This is a genomic window from Escherichia sp. WS1368 (assembly GCF_046487485.1).
GTDB lineage: Bacteria > Pseudomonadota > Gammaproteobacteria > Enterobacterales > Enterobacteriaceae > Escherichia > Escherichia coli.
In genome coordinates, this window is sequence record NZ_JBJQJI010000005.1 from 144026 (window position 1) to 160049 (window position 16024).

The following is a 16024-nucleotide window of genomic DNA, read 5'->3' on the forward strand; positions in this document are numbered from 1 at the left end:
GACCCAGGAAAGCATAACTCGATACCCGTCATAGTTCATGAAGTTGCCACTGCGCGATGAAGTATGACGAGTATGAAAGAGTGATGCGGATACAAAGGAGTAACTATGTTTCATCTCGATACTTTAGCAACGCTTGTTGCCGCAACGCTGACGTTGCTGCTCGGGCGTAAGTTGGTCCATTCCGTCTCCTTTTTGAAGAAATACACCATACCGGAACCTGTTGCGGGTGGTTTGTTGGTGGCGCTGGCGCTACTAGTACTGAAAAAAAGCATGGGCTGGGAAGTCAACTTTGATATGTCCCTGCGCGATCCGTTAATGCTGGCTTTCTTCGCCACCATTGGCCTGAACGCCAACATTGCCAGTTTGCGTGCCGGTGGGCGTGTGGTTGGCATCTTCTTGATTGTGGTTGTTGGTCTGTTGGTGATGCAAAATGCCATTGGCATTGGTATGGCTAGCCTGTTAGGGCTTGATCCGCTGATGGGGCTGTTGGCCGGTTCTATTACGCTTTCCGGCGGTCACGGTACGGGCGCTGCGTGGAGTAAATTGTTCATTGAACGTTATGGCTTCACCAATGCGACGGAAGTGGCGATGGCCTGTGCAACGTTCGGTCTGGTGCTGGGCGGCTTGATTGGCGGTCCGGTGGCGCGCTATCTGGTGAAACACTCCACCACGCCGAACGGTATTCCGGATGACCAGGAAGTCCCGACGGCGTTTGAAAAGCCGGATGTGGGACGCATGATCACCTCGTTGGTGCTGATTGAAACTATCGCGCTGATTGCTATCTGCCTGACGGTGGGGAAAATTGTTGCGCAACTTTTGGCTGGCACTGCTTTTGAACTGCCGACCTTCGTCTGTGTCCTGTTTGTTGGCGTGATTCTGAGCAACGGTCTGTCAATGATGGGCTTTTACCGCGTCTTTGAGCGTGCGGTATCCGTGCTGGGTAACGTAAGCCTGTCGTTGTTCCTGGCGATGGCGCTGATGGGGCTGAAACTGTGGGAGCTGGCTTCGCTGGCGCTGCCGATGCTGGCGATTCTGGTGGTACAGACCATCTTCATGGCGTTGTATGCCATCTTCGTTACCTGGCGCATGATGGGCAAAAACTACGATGCGGCAGTGCTGGCTGCGGGTCATTGTGGTTTTGGCCTCGGTGCAACGCCAACGGCAATCGCCAACATGCAGGCGATCACTGAACGTTTTGGCCCGTCGCACATGGCGTTCCTGGTAGTGCCGATGGTCGGTGCGTTCTTTATTGATATCGTTAACGCGCTGGTGATTAAGCTGTATTTAATGTTGCCGATTTTTGCGGGCTAACCGATGAAGCGGCGGTCTTCTCACCGCCGCCTTTTACGCATTCGAGTAACGTTCCGTCTCCGGCATCCAGCGTTCTATCAGGGCTTTTGCTTGTTGTGGGTAACGTTCGTGAATATGTCGCGCCAGGCGCTGAACTTCCGGGATCATCGCCTGATCGCGCAGTAAATCCGCCACTTTAAACTCAGCATTACCCGTCTGACGCGTACCTAACAGTTCACCCGGTCCGCGAATCTCTAAGTCTTTCTGTGCAATCACAAAACCGTCGTTGCTGTCGCGCAGCACTTGCAGCCGAATTTGCGCGGTTTTGGAGAGCGGCGTTTTGTAGAGCAGCACGCAGTGAGAAGCCACCGCACCACGACCTACACGCCCGCGAAGCTGGTGCAACTGCGCCAGACCCAGACGCTCCGGGTTTTCGATAATCATCAGGCTGGCGTTAGGCACATCAACGCCGACTTCAATAACGGTAGTGGCAACCAGCAGGTGTAACTCGCCTTGTTTAAATGATGCCATGACGGCCTGCTTCTCGGCTGGTTTCATCCGTCCGTGTACCAGACCAACATTCAACTCTGGTAGCGCCAGTTTCAACTCTTCCCAGGTAGCTTCCGCCGCCTGCGCTTCCAGTAACTCTGACTCTTCAATGAGTGTGCACACCCAGTACGCCTGACGCCCTTCAGTCATACAGGCGTGGCGCACGCGGTCGATAATGTCGTTACGACGCGTATCCGGGATTGCCACTGTCGTCACTGGCGTGCGGCCTGGCGGCAGCTCATCTATCACCGAGGTATCGAGATCGGCATACGCGGTCATCGCCAGCGTGCGGGGGATCGGCGTCGCGGTCATGATCAACTGATGCGGATGGAAGCCCTGCTGCTGGCCTTTCTCCCATAACGCCAGACGCTGATGCACGCCAAAACGATGCTGTTCGTCGATAATCACCAGCGCCAGACCGTTAAACTGCACCTGTTCCTGGAAGATGGCGTGTGTACCGACAATCATCTGCACCTGACCGCTGGCGATGGCTTCCTGCTGTGCCAGTCGCGCTTTACCTTTCTGCTTACCGGCGAGCCAGCCCACTTCGATACCGAGCGGTGCAAACCAGTTGCGGAAGTTATTCGCGTGCTGCTCGGCGAGTAATTCGGTTGGTGCCATCAATGCCACCTGTTTGCCGTGGGCAATCGCACGCAACGCGGCGAGGGCGGCGACCAGCGTTTTACCGGAACCTACATCGCCCTGCACCAGGCGCATCATCGGCGCATCCAGCGCCATATCGCGCTCGATCTCCGCCACCACGCGTGCCTGTGCGCCCGTTGGCTTGAACGGTAAGGCTGCGAGGAGTTTATTTTTCAGCGCGTCATTGGCGCTAAGCGGCTGGGCATGGAAACGTTGTGCACCAGCGCGTAACGCCAACATGCTGAGGTTGTGCGCAAGCAGTTCTTCCAGAATCAGACGGCGTTGTGCTGGATGCTGCCCGGTTTCGAGATCGCTAAGCTGTAGCGTCGGCGGCGGGCGGTGCAAAGTGCGCAACGCTTCCGGTAGCGTCATCATTCCTTGTGACAGTTCCGGCGGCAGGAGTTCTTCAATGGCGCAGGTGTCGAGCAGATCCAGCGCCTGGTCGGTTAATTTACGCAGCGTGGCCTGCTTTACGCCTTCGGTTGTTGGGTAAACCGGCGTAAGCGTTTCCTGCAACTCTGGCGTACTGAGATCGCCCTGCACGCGGTATTCCGGGTGGATCATCTCCGCGCCATATTTACCGCGCTTTGCTTCTCCATAGGCCAGCACGCGGCGGCCCGTCGCCAGGCTATTTTTCATTGCCGCGTTGAAGTTGAAAAAGCGCATGGTGAGAATGCCGGAACCGTCGCTGATCTGGCAGGTCATCATCCGCCGACCGCCGAAGGAGATATTGCAGTTCAGCACTTCGCCTTCCACCGTGGCATAAACGCCCGGTAGTAGTTCTCCGATGGGGTAGAGATGGGTGCGATCTTCGTAGCGCAGGGGAAGGTGTAAGAGTAGATCCTGCACGGTATGCAGGTTGATTTTCGCCAGCTTGTTACTAAGCGCTGCACCAACGCCCGTTAGGGAACTGAGCGGGACAGCATCTAACAGGCGACCTTTCATGGTACTTACCCTGCAGCTTGCATAGTGGCCCACCAGTCGGCATCGGCTTCAATTTCGCCCTGCTGATTGACGTGGGGGTAAGGCAGGCCTTTGCGTTTTGCGACTTTCGCCAGCACCGGATAGCCGCCTTCAAACAGCAGGCGTTGTTGCTCTGCTTCCGGCAACATGCTGTTTTCACGCAGGTACATGCCCGCATTTTGCCGCTGGCGCTGGGCTTCGTAAAGAATGAGGGCTGAGGCAACGGAAACATTCAGCGATTGCACCATGCCAATCATCGGAATGATGATGTCCCGATCCGCCAGGGCCAACGCTTCCTGCGTGATGCCTGTTTTCTCCTGTCCCATCAAAATACAGGTCGGGCGAGTGTAATCAATTTCGCGGAAATCGACAGCGTTATCAGAAAGATGGGTTGCCAGAATCTGCATGCCCTGGCCTTTCAGATGAGCGACGGCATCGCCAATGGTGCGGTGCGTTTTCACCTGTACCCAGCTGTTACTACCCGCAGCTGCCGAAGCCATGGTGCGCATCCGGCTACCAGGCCAGACAGCATGAACTTCATGTACACCAACGGCATCTGCGGTACGAATAATCGCAGAAACGTTATGAGGTTTGTGGACCTGCTCCATGCAGACGGTCAGATCAGGCTGCCGCCTGGCGAGCATTTCGCAGATACGTGCATAACGTGTTGGGTTCATAAAACATTAATTTCGGTTTCGGGTGACTTTAATCACGTCTGGCATCACGCGGATTTTGCGCATGATATTCGCCAGATGCACACGGTCACGGGCGGTCAGACGAATAAAGGCGCTGTAGACGCGACCATCTTTCTCTTCCGTATTCAAACTTTGAATATTCGAGGTGGTGGTGTTAATTGCCGCTGTCAGGTTTGCCAGCGCGCCCTGATGATTGAACATCTCCACCTTGATTTCGGTGATGAACTCCTGCGCCGTCTCTTTATCCCATTCCACAGCCATAAACTTCTCTGGCTCTTTCTGGTAGCCACGGATGTTACGGCAGGATTCATGGTGGATCACCAGACCTTTACCGGGGCTGACGTGGGCGATAATCGGGTCGCCAGGAATAGGGCGGCAGCATTTCGCAAAGGTGATCAGCACGCCATCGGCACCTTTAATGGGCAGATGTCCGTGACTTTGGGTTGCCGGTGGAATGGAGGCGTCCCCATGTTGCAGATTTTTCGCGACCACCACGCTCATTGCGTTACCAAGGCCGATTTCAGCCAGCAGATCGTCAAGCGTTGCCAGCTTCATGCGGTCCAGCTCGCGCTGAATATTTTCCTGCGGGATTTCATTGAGCTTGCGGCTGCCACCCAACGCATGGTTGAGCAGACGACGGCCCAGGCTTACAGAATCATCACGCTTGAGGTTTTTCAGCAATTGACGAATTTTGGCGCGCGCTTTCGAGCTAACGACAAAGTTCAGCCACGCGGCATTCGGGCGAGCGCCCGGTGCGGTAATAATTTCAACGGTTTGACCGCTGGTCAGCGGCTGCGACAGCGGGTAAGGCTGGCGGTCGACACGCGCGCCCACGCAGGCATGACCGATATCGGTATGCACCGCATAAGCGAAGTCGACGGGCGTTGCACCGGCAGGCAGCTCTACAATGCGCCCTTCCGGTGTGAAAACGTAAATTTCATCCGGGAAGAGATCGGATTTAACGCTCTCGATAAATTCAAACGAGCTACCGGCACTCTGTTGCAGCTCCAGCAGGCTTTGCATCCAGCGCTGGGCGCGGATTTGTGCGGTAGTACTGGTTTCGCCGTGCTCTTTATAAGCCCAGTGCGCGGCAACACCCATCTCTGCCATCTGATCCATATCTTCGGTACGGATCTGGACCTCAACCGGCACGCCGTGCGGGCCAATCATCGAGGTGTGCAAAGACTGATAGCCGTTCGCTTTTGGAATGGCGATGTAGTCTTTCACGCGACCCGGACGCGGCTTGTACAGGCTATGCATTTGCCCGAGCACGCGATAACAGGTGTCGGAATCATTGACGATCACGCGGAAGGCGTAGATGTCCATGATTGAGTGAAAACGCTGCTCTTTGAGCACCATTTTGCAGTAGATCGAATAAAGATGCTTTTCGCGACCACTGACGCGGCACGGTATTCCCGCTTCCTGCAAACGCCCTTCGATTTCAGAAAGAATCTTCTGGATCATCTCTTTACGGTTGCCGCGCGCGGCTTTCACCACTTCTTTGATTACGCGATAACGGTTGGGATACAGCGCCTCAAAACCCAGCTCTTCGAGTTCGGTTTTAATGTGGTGGATACCTAAACGGTGCGCCAGCGGGCTGTAAATTTCGAGTGTTTCACGGGCGATGCGGCGACGTTTGTCCGGGCGAAGTGAGCCCAGCGTGCGCATGTTGTGGGTACGGTCGGCAAGTTTGATGAGAATGACGCGGATATCCTGCACCATCGCCATAATCATCTTGCGAAAGTTTTCGGCCTGCGCCTCTTTCTTATCGCGGAACTTGAGCTTATCAAGTTTCGACACCCCCTCTACCAGCTCGGCGACGCTTTTACCAAAAAGCTGTTCCATATCCTGATAGGTGGCGGGTGTATCTTCAATCACGTCATGCAGCAGCGCCGCCATTAGCGTTTCATAGTCGAGTTTCATCTCGGCCAGAATGCAGGCAACCGCTACCGGGTGCGTGATATAGGGTTCACCGCTTGAACGTGTTTGCCCCTCGTGAGCATCACGTGCAACGAGATACGCCTGCCGCAGACGCTTGATTTGGTCTTCCGGCAGGTAGGTTTGAATCAGTTGATTCAGGCTTTCAAACAGATACAAGGGCGACCCGCTTTGTGATTAACGACGACCTTCAGCAATAGCGGTAACGGCTTGTAATTCAGCGGCTTCCTGCTCTTGCTGTTCCTGGCGTTCGCGAACGTCGAGGATCTGGTTGTTGATCAGACCTTCTTCGATTTCGCGCAGCGCGATTACAGTGGTTTTATCGTTTTCTTCCGGTACCAGCGGATCCTTTCCGCCTACCTGCATCTGACGAGCGCGACGCGCGGCGACCAGTACCAGGTCAAAACGGTTACCAATTTTCTCTACAGCGTCCTGAACAGTTACGCGTGCCATACTTAAAAAGCTCCACAGGTGAAGAAATGACTGGGCATGATACTGAAATCAGGTTCAGTCTGCCAACAATTTGCTGATTAAAGCGTCATGACGCTGCTTTTGGCGGCTCATGCGCAGACGTTCGGCGCGAATAATGGTCTTCAAATCGGTCAACGCGGTATCGAAGTCATCATTCACAATCAGGTAATCATATTCGGCGTAATGGCTCATTTCTGCAACAGCTTGCGCCATACGCTTTGCAATGACCTCTTCGCTGTCCTGACCGCGACCGCGTAGACGGCGGTCCAGTTCAATTTTGGACGGCGGTAAAATAAAGATACTCCGCGCGTGCGGCATCTTCTGGCGAATTTGCTGCGCACCCTGCCAGTCGATATCGAGAAAAACATCGACACCGGTCGCCAGGACTTGCTCAATGGCCTCACGCGAAGTGCCATAGTAATTACCAAAAACTTCTGCGTGTTCGAGGAACGCATCTCTGCTAATCATTTCTTTAAATTCATCATGATTAACAAAGAAATAATGTTCACCGTGGACTTCACCAGGACGCGGTTGGCGTGTGGTGTGTGAAACAGAAACCTGGGTGTCATACAACGGTTGGGTTTTTAATAAAGCCTGAATCAGGCTGGATTTACCCGCGCCACTGGGGGCAGAAACAATATAAAGCGTGCCTTGAGCCATGAGTATCTTTCGTATGTGATTAGCGAAATAAAGCCTACATACGAGCTTATTATACACGGCGCGGGCATGTGACGTAGCCCTTGCTCACACTTTTTGCGCAAAGTTGTTGCGTTTTGCGTAGCTGCTTCCGCATTTGCCTGTCATTCACTGCAATAAAGACGATTCTCAGGAAGCGTCCTCGCAGACTCCGTTTTTGCCACTCGGCTTTGCTTTCATCACGTTGTATATCTGCCTGACTATCTACAGCGGAGGTGATGATGAAAGTATGGATGGCGATATTAATAAGTATCTTGTGCTGGCAATCATCGGCGTGGGCAGTCTGTCCGGCCTGGTCGCCAGCCAGAGCACAGGAAGAAATTTCCCGCCTGCAACAGCAAATAAAACAGTGGGACGATGACTACTGGAAAGAAGGGAAAAGTGAGGTGGAAGACGGTATTTACGATCAGTTAAGCGCCCGTCTTACGCAATGGCAACGCTGTTTTGGGAACGAGACCCGCGATGTGATGATGCCGCCTTTAAACGGTGCGGTTATACATCCGGTTGCCCATACGGGTGTACGCAAAATGGCGGATAAAATCGCATTAAGTCTGTGGATGCGCGAACGTAGCGATCTTTGGGTGCAGCCAAAAGTTGATGGCGTTGCGGTAACCCTGGTTTATCGGGACGGGAAACTGAACAAAGCAATCAGTCGCGGCAATGGCCTGAAAGGCGAGGACTGGACGCAGAAAGTTCGCTTAATTTCCGCTGTGCCGCAAACCGCTAGCGGGCCTTTAGCCAACAGTACGCTTCAGGGGGAAATATTTCTCAAACGCGAGGGGCATATCCAACAACAAATGGGGGGAATAAATGCCCGCGCAAAAGTTGCTGGTCTGATGATGCGCCAGGACGATAGCGACACGCTGAATTCTCTGGGCGTTTTTGTCTGGGCATGGCCGGATGGACCGCAGTTAATGACCGATCGTTTAAAAGAGCTGACTACCGCTGGTTTTACTCTAACGCAGACGTATACCCGTGCGGTGAAAAATGCTGATGAAGTTGCGCGCGTACGCAATGCGTGGTGGAAAGCGAAATTACCCTTCGTCACCGATGGCGTGGTTGTGCGAGCGGCGAAAGAACCCGAATCCCGCTATTGGCTACCAGGCCAGGCAGAATGGTTGGTGGCCTGGAAATATCAACCGGTAGCTCAGGTTGCCGAAGTGAAGGCGATTCAGTTTGCGGTGGGTAAGAGCGGTAAAATATCGGTGGTTGCGTCACTCGCACCTGTCATGCTTGATGATAAAAAAGTCCAGCGGGTGAATATTGGTTCCGTCAGGCGCTGGCAGGAGTGGGATATTGCGCCTGGTGATCAGATCCTCGTCAGCCTTGCCGGTCAGGGTATTCCTCGCATTGATGATGTGGTGTGGCGCGGTGCAGAACGCACAAAACCGACACCGCCAGAAAACCGCTTTAACTCGTTGACCTGCTACTTTGCTTCTGATGTTTGTCAGGAACAGTTCATTTCACGCTTAGTCTGGCTGGGGTCAAAACAGGTTCTTGGGCTGGATGGCATTGGTGAGGCCGGCTGGCGCGCGCTGCATCAGACTCATCGCTTTGAGCATATCTTTTCCTGGCTTTTATTAACGCCAGAGCAATTACAGAACACGCCGGGGATCGCGAAAAGTAAAAGTGCGCAGTTATGGCATCAGTTTAATCTGGCTCGTAAGCAGCCTTTTACTCGCTGGGTGATGGCAATGGGAATACCGCTAACCCGGGTGGCGCTTAATGCCAGTGATGAACGGTCCTGGTCGCAACTTTTATTGAGCACGGAGCAGTTCTGGCAGCAGCTGCCGGGGACTGGATCGGGGCGCGCCAGACAGGTTATTGAATGGAAGGAAAATGCGCAAATCAAGAAGCTGGGCAGTTGGCTGGCTGCCCAGCAGATCACAGGTTTTGAACCTTAGTGTCCTTCGTGGCTGTAGTAAAAGACCGGTAATCCCAGCTTAAGGCGTAGCGCCAGTAAACGGGCAAAAAAGCCGAATACCAGGGTGGAGATAATTACCACATCATGATTAGAAACATAGTGTTGCAGCGCGATGTACAGCACGGCGGAGGCAAATGAGACACCGGCATACAATTCTTTCTGGAATACCAGCGGGATGCGTTTACAGAACATATCGCGCAAAACGCCGCCAAATACGCCGGTCGTCACAGCTGCGACAACGGCAATGATCGGGCCGTGTCCCATATCCAGTGCAACCTGTGCGCCAATGATAGAAAAGACCACCAGTCCGAGCGCATCGAGCACCAGAAACACTTTGCGCAGGTAAGGCATTACAGGAGCAACGATAGTGGTGAGTACTGCGGCGGTAGCGACAATAATCACATATTCCGGGTGTTTGACCCAGCCGAGCGGATAGTGGCCCAGCAGAATATCGCGCACTGACCCTCCGCCAATTGCCGTGGCGGTCGCAATAATAATTACGCCAAATGTATCCATGCGCCGTCGTCCGGCCGCCAGCGCCCCCGTCATGGCTTCGGCAGTAATGCCAACCAAATACAAAATGTGTAACAGCATGGTTATCTCCCTAAAAATCTGTCTGGCAGGGTAGCGATTTGTACGCATTGTCACGATTGAGATTTTTTAAGGTGAGAGGAAATTGATAATTTTTAGTTATGTGAAATCGTTGTTTTCTGTAGCGTAGATGCATTCTTCTGACTTCTTGTCTGAGAAAATACATAAGAAAAAGTAGGTTAAAACTGAGGGGTGGAAAAGAAAGGTGCAATGTTAGCCATTGTGTTCACCGCACATGGACTTTGGCTTACGCATCGGGTATCTCAATCAACAAAAAGAGTTTTTAGTTTCGGCTATTTTTTCTCTGTAATTTTTACACTGTTTTCCAACTGCTTGATGCTGATCTGCGGGGTCGGCAACTCCTCAGGCATGGTTCCGCCAAGTTCCTGAATGGTTTGCCTCACCTTGCGACCCACGTCAAAGTGTGTGGTGTTAGCTTGCTGTTTTGAATTCACGCCATCCCGCTTGAGTTTTTCTTCTGTTTGGGTAGCTCGAAAGAGATTAGCCGCCAGTTCTGTTGAACCCATATGATCCAGGATCTTCTGACTCTTTTTCAGCCCCTTCCGCTGATGGATGGCTTTCTGATCTAATCCACCATACAGCCCCCGGTAACCATGATTCTGAAATATGGCGAAATCGATAGCTGTCGCTACCCCAGCTTGCTGCGCTGCCTCAACTAATTGTTTGTTATGTTCTTTCAACTCATTTCTCAGAAAAAGACGCTTTTCGTCTTCACGAAGTTGCCTGAAAGCTTCATCGTCAGCCAGCTCCTGTCGTCGGGTCTGGATAGCAAAATAAGTTTGCCCTGCCGCAATAACCGGTTTCGCAGGGTCGCCGTTTTGTACTACCAGGTAACAGGCATAGCGGGAGAGTACGATGTCTTTTAATGCTCTTTTGGCATTTGAGCCAATTTTGACCATATCGAGGATCTCCTCGAAATGGTCATCAATTGTGTGACCACTATTCAGACAAGCTTCTTTGGCGCGCGTTAATACAGGTATAAAGTGACGATACTCTGAATAACCCAGTAGTTTCCCAAGTTGTCTTGCTGACCATTGTTCTGCTCCGTTTGCATTAATCAGCTTTATCTCTTCAAAAGGTTGATGATGTTCGTTCATTGCCCACTCCATGTGATATCGATTGCAAGGAAAGTAAGTCTACAACTGTGTTTATATACAGTTGTGAGTATCTCACGTTCTCACTGCGCTGGGCAAAAAAACATCGCAAAATCTGGAGCAGGCACGCAAAACAGAATTGAATGTTGCGGGGAAGAAAAATGCCGCTCTGTTTTAGTGGCGGCATTTGTGAAGGCGGAAAAGTAAGAATTGGCGTTACGAGTTACTCGATATTCTGGATCTGCTCGCGCATCTGCTCAATCAACACTTTCAGCTCAATCGCGGAGTTTGTCACTTCGGCATTGATAGACTTCGACGCAAGAGTGTTCGACTCGCGGTTGAATTCCTGCATCATAAAGTCCAGACGACGACCAACGGCTTCTTTTTTCTTCAGAATGTTGTAGGTCTCTTTGACATGCGCTTCTAGGCGGTCCAGTTCTTCGGCAACGTCAATTCGTTGTGCCAGCAGAACCAACTCCTGCTCCAGACGGTTGTTTTCCAACTGAACCTGAGCATCTTCCAGCTTCGCGACCAGACGCTCACGCTGCCATTGCAGGATTTCCGGCATATGGGCGCGGACTTTGACCACTTCGGCGGTGACGCCTTCCAGACGCTGCTCGATCAATGCTTTCAGCGCCTGACCTTCGGTTTCGCGCGCGACGATAAAGTCGTCCAGCGTACCATCCAACGCCGCGAGAATTTCAGCGGCAATCGCGTCGAGATCCTGCTCCTGGGCTGCCATCACGCCCGGCCAGCGTAGAATATCAACCGGGTTGATTTCCCCTTCGTCACTCTGCATTTTTACCCAGTTCGCGGCAGTTACCAGCTGTTTAGCCAGTTTTTCGTTGAGGATCAGCTCACCTTGTGCGCTAACATCTGGTTCATAGCGCAGGGTACATTCCACTTTACCGCGCGTCAGGCGAGAACGAATACGCTCGCGAACGACAGGTTCAAGGCTACGGAACTGCTCCGGCAGACGAAAGTAAGTTTCCAGATAACGCTGGTTTACCGAGCGCATTTCCCAGGTTGCGCTCCCCCATTCACCCTTGATTTCACGCCGGGCGTAGGCGGTCATACTGCGGATCATAGACGTTCCTGTTTATAAAAGGAGAGGTGGAAGGATTATAGCCATCGATGCCTTGTCAGGATAGGAATAACCGCCGGAAGTCCGTATAATGCGCAGCCACATTTGTTTCAAGCCGGAGATTTCAATATGCGTCCAGCAGGCCGTAGCAATAATCAGGTGCGTCCCGTTACCCTGACTCGTAACTATACAAAACATGCAGAAGGCTCGGTGCTGGTCGAATTTGGCGATACCAAAGTATTGTGTACCGCCTCTATTGAAGAAGGCGTGCCGCGCTTCCTGAAAGGTCAGGGCCAGGGCTGGATCACCGCAGAGTACGGCATGCTGCCACGTTCTACCCACACCCGTAACGCGCGTGAAGCGGCGAAAGGTAAGCAGGGTGGACGCACCATGGAAATCCAGCGTCTGATCGCCCGTGCTCTTCGTGCGGCAGTAGATTTGAAAGCGCTGGGTGAGTTCACTATTACGCTGGACTGCGACGTGCTTCAGGCTGATGGTGGCACGCGTACCGCTTCGATTACGGGTGCCTGCGTGGCGCTGGCAGATGCGCTACAGAAGCTGGTGGAAAACGGCAAGCTGAAAACCAACCCGATGAAAGGGATGGTAGCCGCAGTTTCTGTCGGGATTGTGAACGGCGAAGCGGTTTGCGATCTGGAATACGTTGAAGACTCTGCCGCTGAAACGGACATGAACGTGGTGATGACTGAAGACGGGCGCATCATTGAAGTGCAGGGGACGGCAGAAGGCGAGCCGTTCACCCATGAAGAGCTTCTCACCTTGTTGGCGCTGGCCCGAGGGGGAATCGAATCCATTGTAGCGACGCAGAAGGCGGCGCTGGCAAACTGATTTTTAAGGCGACTGATGAGTCGCCTTTTTTTTGTCTGTAGAAAAGTAAGATGAGGAGCGAAGGCATGAAACCATATCAGCGCCAGTTTATTGAATTTGCGCTTAGCAAGCAGGTGTTAAAGTTTGGCGAGTTTACGCTGAAATCCGGGCGCAAAAGCCCCTATTTCTTCAACGCCGGGCTGTTTAATACCGGGCGCGATCTGGCACTGTTAGGCCGTTTTTACGCTGAAGCATTGGTGGATTCCGGCATTGAGTTCGATCTGCTGTTTGGCCCTGCTTACAAAGGGATCCCGATTGCCACCACAACTGCCGTGGCGCTGGCGGAGCATCATGACCTGGACCTGCCGTACTGCTTTAACCGCAAAGAAGCAAAAGACCACGGTGAAGGCGGCAATCTGGTCGGTAGCGCGTTACAAGGACGCGTAATGCTGGTGGATGATGTGATCACCGCCGGAACGGCGATCCGCGAGTCGATGGAAATTATTCAGGCCAATGGCGCGACGCTTGCTGGCGTATTGATTTCGCTCGATCGTCAGGAACGGGGGCGCGGCGAGATTTCGGCAATTCAGGAAGTTGAGCGTGATTACAACTGCAAAGTGATCTCTATCATCACCCTGAAAGACCTGATTGCTTACCTGGAAGAGAAGCCGGAAATGGCGGAACATCTGGCGGCGGTTAAGGCCTATCGCGAAGAGTTCGGCGTTTAAAGAAACTCGCCGGATGAAAAGTCATCCGGCGTCATATTACTGCAACTGTGCGGCAATTAGCGGCCAGCGGGCGTCAAAATCATCCGTCGGGCGGTATTTAAACTCGCTGCGGACAAAGCGTGACAGCATACCTTCACAGAAGGCCAGGATCTGGCTTGCCAGCAGGGTTTCATCGGTGGTGTAACCTTCACCCTCACGCATTCTCTTTTCGCGCAATACCTGACGCAACTGCGCTTCAATACGCTCGAACAGCTGGTTGATGCGCCCTTGCAGGCGATCCTGTTCAAACATTAGTGCATGACCAGTGAGGATGCGGGTCAGGCCAGGATTACGCTCACCAAAACCGAGAAGCAGCAACACAATCAGACGCAGGCGCGCTGTGGTGTCCTTCTCATCTTTCAGAATCAGATTGATGCGAGTAATCAGGCTATCTTCGATAAACTCAATCAGGCTATCGAACATGCGGGTCTTACTGGGGAAGTGGCGATACAGTGCCGCTTCGGAAACGCCGACAGAGGCGGCCAGTTTTGCCGTCGTGATACGTTGGCTTCCATCGCTGGATTCCAGCATCAGCGCCAGAGACTGAAGTATTTCCTCGCGACGGTTCCTTTTCGCAGTTTGTTTTTCTGCCATGTTACAAAATACCCCTGAAAATAAGCACTTGCCAGGCGGCACCCACGCTATGACCGCAAACGAAATGTTTGCGGCTATGTTATGACGTTATTCGGATGCGTATGTGTTACTGACGACCAGAGTGACCAAAGCCGCCTTCACCGCGGTCGGTGGCGTCGAAATCTTCCACCAGATTAAATTCAGCCTGTACTACCGGAACAAAAATCATCTGGGCGATGCGTTCGCCAGGTTGAATGGTGAAGCTGTCCTGACCACGGTTCCACACGGAAATCATCAACTGGCCCTGATAGTCAGAATCGATCAATCCTACCAGGTTACCAAGCACGATACCGTGCTTATGTCCCAATCCGGAGCGCGGCAGCATCATTGCCGCCAGTGAAGGATCGGCAATATGAATCGCCAGCCCGGTCGGAACCAGCGTAGTGTCACCCGGAGCCAGTTCTACGGCGTCGTCGAGACAGGCACGCAGGTCAAGTCCGGCAGAGCCAGAGGTGGCATAAGTCGGGAGCGGAAATTCCTTCCCAACGCGCGGGTCCAGAATCTTAACGTCGATTTTTTTCATCATAACGGGTCACGATCTCGTCGAGTAATAATTGGCCAAGGAGCTCTTTGCGCTCAAGCGGTAAGACTTTATCTCCGTCCTGCCAGAAAAGGTGTAATGCGTTGTTGTCGCTGTTAAATCCTTGAGTTGGCTGGGAAACATCGTTCGCGCAGATCAGATCAAGGTTTTTACGGATACGTTTTTGCCGGGCGTATTCTTCCACATTATTTGTTTCGGCGGCAAATCCAACGACGTAGGGTCGATGGTCTTTTAGTGCGGCAACGCCTGCGACGATATCGGGGTTTTTAACCATTTTTATTGTTAATTCATCACCCTGCGTGGCCTGCTTTTTGATTTTCTCTGGGGCCACGGTAGCTGCGCGATAATCCGCCACGGCGGCGCAACCGATAAAAATATTTTGCTGCTGTACAGAAGCATTCACGGCCGCTTCCATTTCCAGCGCAGTCATCACATCAACACGTTTAACAAACGGTGGCGTCGGTAGTGAAACCGGACCTGATACCAGCGTGACGTTCGCGCCACGACGGGCAGCGGCGGCGGCGATAGCAAAACCCATCTTGCCGGAGCTGTGATTAGAGATATAACGCACGGGATCGAGCGGTTCACGCGTCGGGCCGGCGGTAATCATAATGTTCAGATGTTTCAGGTCGTTGACGGGCGAAAAATGCGCCACCGCCATATCCACAATGGTTAACGGATCGAGCATTCGCCCAGGACCGATATCACCACAAGCCTGACTGCCACTGTCTGGCCCCCAGATGAGCAAACCACGGGAAGCAAGCACCTCTAAATTATGCTGCGTGGCAGCGGCACGGTACATCTGCTGGTTCATGGCGGGGAGCACGGCTACAGGCGCAGGTGTAGCCAGACAAATCGTCGATACCAGGTCATTCGCCATTCCGGCAGCAACACGGGCAATCAAATCTGCCGTGGCAGGGGCGAGAATCACTAAATCAGCCCATTTACCCAGCTCAATATGGCCCATAGCGGCTTCGGCTGCTGGGTCCAGCAGACTGTCGGAAACGGGATAACCAGAAACCGCCTGCAAGCTAAGTGGGGTGATAAAGGCTTTTGCCGCTTCGGTCATGGCTACGCGGACGTCGGCCCCGCGCTCGCGCAAACGACGCACCAGTTCAGGGGTTTTATAGGCAGCAATACCGCCGCTGACGCCGAGAACGATTTTTTTACCGGCCAGGCTCATGATGATTTTTCCTGTTGGGTGACACCAGAAGTTGGCGATTTTATCACAATACTTTTGTTGTCGTGCCTTCACCTGAGAATCACTTTGCGAGGCGTTTTCCAGGATTGAAAACTGGCC

General features: G+C 52.9%; 15 protein-coding genes. 4 read left to right on the forward strand and 11 right to left on the reverse strand.

Annotated features, from left to right (window positions below; all coding sequences use genetic code 11):
* The first annotated feature begins 105 nt into the window (after positions 1-105).
* Positions 106-1311 (forward strand): sodium/glutamate symporter, encoded by a 1206-nt coding sequence (gltS, locus tag ACJHYD_RS12930; protein WP_000468836.1) that lies wholly within the window; start codon positions 106-108, stop codon positions 1309-1311.
* A 33-nt stretch (positions 1312-1344) separates the two neighbouring features.
* On the opposite strand, the gene recG is transcribed toward gltS, so the two are convergent.
* From recG to gmk, 5 genes are read right to left on the reverse strand one after another with little or no spacing between them, the layout of a single operon-like run.
* The gene (gene recG / locus ACJHYD_RS12935) at positions 1345-3426 is read right to left on the reverse strand and encodes an ATP-dependent DNA helicase RecG (protein WP_000678399.1); all 2082 of its coding nucleotides are present in this window, start codon (positions 3424-3426) and stop codon (positions 1345-1347) included.
* Positions 3427-3431: 5 nt separating this feature from the next.
* On the reverse strand, positions 3432-4121 hold the full coding sequence (gene trmH, locus ACJHYD_RS12940; RefSeq protein WP_001070187.1) for a tRNA (guanosine(18)-2'-O)-methyltransferase TrmH: 690 nt from the start codon (positions 4119-4121) through the stop codon (positions 3432-3434).
* Between the two features lie 6 nt (positions 4122-4127).
* A complete protein-coding gene (gene spoT / locus ACJHYD_RS12945) occupies positions 4128-6236 on the reverse strand; it encodes a bifunctional GTP diphosphokinase/guanosine-3',5'-bis pyrophosphate 3'-pyrophosphohydrolase (RefSeq protein ID WP_000280488.1) in 2109 nt (702 codons plus the stop codon).
* A gap of 18 nt (positions 6237-6254) precedes the next feature.
* On the reverse strand, positions 6255-6530 hold the full coding sequence (rpoZ, locus tag ACJHYD_RS12950; protein WP_000135058.1) for a DNA-directed RNA polymerase subunit omega: 276 nt from the start codon (positions 6528-6530) through the stop codon (positions 6255-6257).
* Between the two features lie 54 nt (positions 6531-6584).
* Positions 6585-7208: a guanylate kinase gene (gene gmk / locus ACJHYD_RS12955; protein ID WP_001295237.1), complete on the reverse strand. Its 624-nt coding sequence runs from the start codon at positions 7206-7208 to the stop codon at positions 6585-6587.
* A 257-nt stretch (positions 7209-7465) separates the two neighbouring features.
* Here gmk and ligB point away from each other — a divergent pair, with 257 nt between their 5' ends.
* Complete coding sequence (gene ligB / locus ACJHYD_RS12960) at positions 7466-9148, forward strand: NAD-dependent DNA ligase LigB (protein ID WP_001445719.1); 1683 nt, start codon at positions 7466-7468, stop codon at positions 9146-9148.
* Here ligB and ACJHYD_RS12965 read toward each other — a convergent pair.
* The 3 genes from ACJHYD_RS12965 to ACJHYD_RS12975 all read right to left on the reverse strand — a co-directional run bounded on the left by ACJHYD_RS12965 (position 9145) and on the right by ACJHYD_RS12975 (position 11961).
* Positions 9145-9762 carry a trimeric intracellular cation channel family protein gene (locus ACJHYD_RS12965; protein ID WP_000924289.1) on the reverse strand — a complete coding sequence of 206 codons (618 nt, stop codon included), beginning with the start codon at positions 9760-9762 and terminating at the stop codon, positions 9145-9147. The genes ligB and ACJHYD_RS12965 overlap by 4 nt on opposite strands.
* Positions 9763-10052: 290 nt before the next feature.
* The gene (dinD, locus tag ACJHYD_RS12970) at positions 10053-10877 is read right to left on the reverse strand and encodes a DNA damage-inducible protein D (RefSeq protein ID WP_001551850.1); all 825 of its coding nucleotides are present in this window, start codon (positions 10875-10877) and stop codon (positions 10053-10055) included.
* 220 nt (positions 10878-11097) lie between these two features.
* Complete coding sequence (locus ACJHYD_RS12975; RefSeq protein ID WP_000621336.1) at positions 11098-11961, reverse strand: YicC/YloC family endoribonuclease; 864 nt, start codon at positions 11959-11961, stop codon at positions 11098-11100.
* A 126-nt stretch (positions 11962-12087) separates the two neighbouring features.
* Here ACJHYD_RS12975 and rph point away from each other — a divergent pair, with 126 nt between their 5' ends.
* Positions 12088-12804: a ribonuclease PH gene (rph, locus tag ACJHYD_RS12980; protein ID WP_001247093.1), complete on the forward strand. Its 717-nt coding sequence runs from the start codon at positions 12088-12090 to the stop codon at positions 12802-12804.
* A gap of 65 nt (positions 12805-12869) precedes the next feature.
* A complete protein-coding gene (gene pyrE / locus ACJHYD_RS12985; RefSeq protein WP_000806177.1) occupies positions 12870-13511 on the forward strand; it encodes an orotate phosphoribosyltransferase in 642 nt (213 codons plus the stop codon).
* Between the two features lie 36 nt (positions 13512-13547).
* Here pyrE and slmA read toward each other — a convergent pair whose 3' ends face one another.
* The 3 genes from slmA to coaBC form a co-directional block, all read right to left on the reverse strand.
* Positions 13548-14144, reverse strand: coding sequence for a nucleoid occlusion factor SlmA (gene slmA / locus ACJHYD_RS12990; RefSeq protein WP_000818601.1), 597 nt, complete (start codon positions 14142-14144; stop codon positions 13548-13550).
* A 106-nt stretch (positions 14145-14250) separates the two neighbouring features.
* Entirely contained in the window at positions 14251-14709 is a 459-nt protein-coding gene (gene dut / locus ACJHYD_RS12995; RefSeq protein ID WP_000976070.1) for a dUTP diphosphatase, read from the reverse strand.
* Positions 14687-15907 carry a bifunctional phosphopantothenoylcysteine decarboxylase/phosphopantothenate--cysteine ligase CoaBC gene (gene coaBC, locus ACJHYD_RS13000; RefSeq protein ID WP_000050171.1) on the reverse strand — a complete coding sequence of 407 codons (1221 nt, stop codon included), beginning with the start codon at positions 15905-15907 and terminating at the stop codon, positions 14687-14689. The genes dut and coaBC overlap by 23 nt, the downstream gene beginning before the upstream one ends.
* Between the last annotated feature and the right edge of the window lie 117 nt (positions 15908-16024).